We start from the raw sequence: 3,951 nt of genomic DNA, 5'->3' as shown, positions 1-3,951 counted from the left end.
CAGTTCAGACACCGGCTGGCACCCAGCTTGCCAACCTCGACTCCCCGACCCTCCGGAACGTCGTGGAGCAGGCCGATCTGGGTATCGAGCTCCCGCGGCGGATGCCGCACCTTTCTACCGTTTCTCGCCGGACCGGCCTCTCGGTCCCATGACGCGTCAAGCCACCGACGACGGTTAAGGCAACAGTGCCACTAGCCCGCCGGTGCGCTGCCTGCCCCCTGTCGAGGGTCAGCACGACCGCGCTGCCCGCTTACCAAGGAAGGGGACGACGGGGTCTGAGGTCCGTTCCGCCATGCCTCGGTACCTGCAGAGGCAGCGGCCCTGGCCTGCTGCCATTTGCGCCTCGCGATCTCGCTGGGGGGTTGCTCCAGCTGGTTTACCCACTGCCGGGTCGCTGAGAGGAGCGCAGAGCCGACGAGCACCATGCCCGTAAACCCCAGAAGACCACCGATCCCGACCAGCGCCCCTCCCCCGACCACGAGGCTGCGGTTGACCTGAATGGCCTTCTGAGATACGTCATTGCTCATGATCTTCGCCCCTTCCGCCGATCGGAGGACGACAGTGGGAAAGACCGTTGCCAGCCACGGTCGACCGCCCAGCAAGAACTCCTTTCTCATGTTGCCTGCACCAGGGCAGTGCCGCATCACCCATTTGGGATAAGATCCGATCTCGCAGCGTCGGACCGCCGGCGAGTCTTGCGCCCACGGCAGCTGCGGATCCCTGGGCCACATTGGGCCACAGAAATTTGGGAAGCACGGGACAACCTCGGTCAGCGGCGGTCAGCCATCGTCGCAGCTCAGAAAGCCGCGGACGACAAGGGTCGCAGGTCGCTCGACCGGCCGATGGTCTCTGACACGGAGGAGGTCACCCGCCAGCTGCCGCGACGCCTTCGCGGCTTGCCAACGAGGCAGGTGTCACCGAGAACGGGCCTTGCCCTCCGGCTGAGCTGGTGACCATCACGGCCAGGCATGAGCCGACGTGTCCCCGCCGCCGTGCCACAAGGTGCCCTTAGCTTCGATCTGAAGGGTCAACCACTACTGGTTACTGGTCGTGCCACACGGCGGTAAACCGCATCCGAAACGGGTGATGACCAGAACCGGGTCCGTTGCGATGGTGGCCCTGAAGACCGTCTGACCGCCTGGCCTACGGCCTGGCCACCCTAGCCGCCCTGGCCGCCGCCCTCGGCGCCGGCACCAAGCGGCGCTGACCACCAGCCCGCTGAGAGGAGCCCCCATGAACGGTCGCCTGAACCGCCTGGTCTCCACCCTGGCCGCCCTGGCCGCCCTAGCCGCCGCCTTCGGCGCTGGCACCCGGTGGCTGCGGCGGCTTGGTGCCGGTCAGCGTTAAGAGCAGCACGCCTTGCGCTGCCTGGAACCGGTCGCGCCGATTCAGGTCGCCCCGCGCCGATCCGCAGCGTTGCCCTGCTGATCGCCGGCTCCACGCGGTCGCGCTCGCCAACGTGGAATCGACCTTAGGCACGTCCTCCGTGCGATCAACTACCGGACGTGATGGTTCTGAACTCCCCTCTTCGAGGCCGCTTGAGGCAGCGTTGAGGCAGAACCGAGGATGGCGGCGGCCATGACACTGGTTGCTTCCTGCTGAGGCGAGCAAAGGACGTGGCTGGGGTATCCAAGGTGAGCGCCGATGGTGGGGGTCCATGCCGGGTCCGCACGGCATCGGGAACCACCGATTCTGGGTGGAGACGAGCGGTCACGACTGGTATGAACAACCCAGCTCGAAAATGCCCTCGCGGCCAGGAGCACGGCTGATGAAGTACCGAGCCGGCGGGTTCGAATCCCACCTCCGCCTCAACGACCAGCGCTTTCACTGAGCTCCAGGTCGACTCCATAGAGGTCTTCGAGGCGGTGACCGGCCCGGACGGGTGCTCGAGACCGGCCGGCTAGGGCCACCACCTTGACACGGCTGGCCCGGAGGCGCCGCCCCGACCAGGGATGCGACGAGCGGGACGCGGATAGAGCATGCACGCGTTCCATTCCGTCATGTCCGGGCTGGTGAGGTTCGTGTGAGGAGTTTGTCTACGAACTCAAGGCCGGCCCTGCGAGCGGCCGTCTGCAGCGGCCCGACTCGGTCGGCAACGATACGACGGCCACCTGGCAACCGGCCTCACTCTCCACACAAGCCGATACAGTGCGGACGCCCTGTAGTCTCACTGATCGTCTACGGCATTACAGAGCCCGCTCGCCAGCAGGGTTCAAGGCGTAACGGTCGCCAATCCGTCAGCGTTTCTCCATGCGACTGCCCAGGCTTGGCCGTTGATGATTGTCGCTTGAAAGGGCAGCAGCCGGGTAGGCTCCGGCCACACGTCGCGTTGTCGACGTTGTCGGTGTTGTCGGTGTCCGAACATCGACCGCCGCTGGGGACGGGGGAGCGCACATGGTCAATGGGGACCTAGCACCCGAGTTGGACATGAAGGCCTTAGTTGCCGAACTGGAAGCATTCCTGCGCACCTCCGAGGCTGAGGAGTGGATCGGCCTCAAGCTTGGCACGCTACTCGTCGGGTTCATCGAGGGGGACATGGTGCCAGCGGCCACGCGGGTCGCTGAGATGGGCATCGACCCAAGCCCAATCATGGAGACGGTCGCGGGGGTCTTGAGGATCTTCGCCGACAACCTTCGGCCTCCCCAGCCCGAGGACGACTAGCGGCATCGTCGCTGCTCCCCACCTGCCGGTTCATGCTGCCGTGCGCCCTATCGCACGCTTGCTAACGAGGCTCGTGGTCCGCTGGACGGGCCTCGCCCATCGCCGAGCTGGTGCCGTCACCACCAAGCCTCACTGACGATCGTCCTCACCAGCCATGCCCTCTATCTGCCTAGCACGGGTCGCGCTGGGCCGCGACCGAGCCGCCACTGACCGGAGCGCCTCGGACATCACGGGTAGCTCCGGGCATCATCTCTTCAGGTCAACAGCCTTCTCCGGCCGAGCACCGCAGGCCACGGTCACCCGGCGGGTCGTCGGCCACATGGGAGAAACCGACCGACAAGGTCGGTGCGCCCACTGCCACCCGGAGACGGCGCCCGTCGCCACGAGGCATGGGCCCCTGGATGGCGGCGGCTAGATCGACAGGCTGATCGGGAGCGTGGTGATCCAGACCAGCCCGGTCAGCAGCATCAGCCAGCCGATCCCGAGGACCACGGCGCGGGTTCCCTGGTTCCCGATCCGGGAGCTGATGCCGGCGAAGAACAGCGCGGACGAGAACAAGACCACGCCGAGGACGTAGTTGGTGGCGCGCTGGACGTTCCTGTTCGCCACGGCGGCCTCCGCCCCCGCCTTCGTCTCCAGGCGATCGGACTCGGCCCTTGCTGCCAGGTGGTACTGGGGGGTGGCGAAGGGCGTCAGGGGTGCGTCCGGGTTCTTGAGCGGCCGGGTGGCGATCCAGGTCTCCACCGCCGGCATGAACTCCGGGCGGAACCGCTTGCGGTAGAAGTCGGCCAACTCGGTCTCGTTGCGGGCGTAGCTGTTCACCCACTGGGTGAAGGTGGCGACGTCGATCTCGCTCTGGCTGTTGGCCAGGTTCGACCAGCGGGTCGACTCCACCCGGGCGGCGTTGGCCCGGCTGAAGGCCTTGGCCTGCTCGCCCGTCCAGCGGCTCGCCTGGTAGCCGCTCCAGGCGATGGCGAGCGCGGCCACGCTTAGGAGGATGGCCGAGGCGACCTCGACCCAGATGCGTCTCCCGGAGCCGCCGTCCCCTGTTCCGGGCGCCAGGCTGGTCATGTCGGCTGCCCCTGGGCGTCGCAGGGGGGTGGGTCGTCCTGGCCCAGGGCGCCGCGGGCTTGGTCGATGAGCCCGAGGGTCTGGTCCATGGCGACCGGTTGAAGCTGGCCGAGGCCAGGCCGGTAGGGCGCGTCCAGGGTCCTGATCAGCAGCAGGGTCGCGACCATGACGGCCACGACCGAGCCCATCAGCAGGCCCTGGACGACCGCCCGCTCCCCG

3 protein-coding genes are annotated in these 3,951 nt (G+C 67.3%); 1 reads left to right on the top strand and 2 read right to left on the bottom strand.

Annotation, left to right across the window (positions count from 1 at the left end):
• Positions 1–2,394 precede the first annotated feature (2,394 nt).
• Entirely contained in the window at positions 2,395–2,661 is a 267-nt protein-coding gene (locus VF468_22880; protein HEX5881134.1) for a hypothetical protein, read from the top strand.
• A 411-nt stretch (positions 2,662–3,072) separates the two neighbouring features.
• Here the strand turns inward: VF468_22880 and VF468_22875 are convergent, their stop codons facing one another.
• Together VF468_22875 and VF468_22870 are read right to left on the bottom strand one after the other, a co-directional pair.
• Positions 3,073–3,732, bottom strand: coding sequence for a hypothetical protein (locus tag VF468_22875; protein HEX5881133.1), 660 nt, complete (start codon positions 3,730–3,732; stop codon positions 3,073–3,075).
• A partial coding sequence (locus VF468_22870) for a hypothetical protein (protein HEX5881132.1) occupies positions 3,729–3,951 on the bottom strand: 223 nt, incomplete at its 5' end. The genes VF468_22870 and VF468_22875, both read right to left, overlap by 4 nt.

Source organism: Actinomycetota bacterium (assembly GCA_036280995.1).
GTDB lineage: Bacteria > Actinomycetota > CALGFH01 > CALGFH01 > CALGFH01 > CALGFH01.
The sequence above is the reverse complement of the archived record's forward strand: the minus strand, read 5'-3'. Positions and strand labels throughout refer to the sequence as shown.

What these genes read in the sequence shown, in the direction of transcription:
- VF468_22875 (HEX5881133.1), bottom strand. Translation starts at nt 3,732, where the DNA reads ATGACCAGCCTGGCGCCCGGAACAGGGGACGGCGGCTCCGGGAGACGC.
- VF468_22880 (HEX5881134.1), top strand. Translation starts at nt 2,395, where the DNA reads ATGGTCAATGGGGACCTAGCACCCGAGTTGGACATGAAGGCCTTAGTT.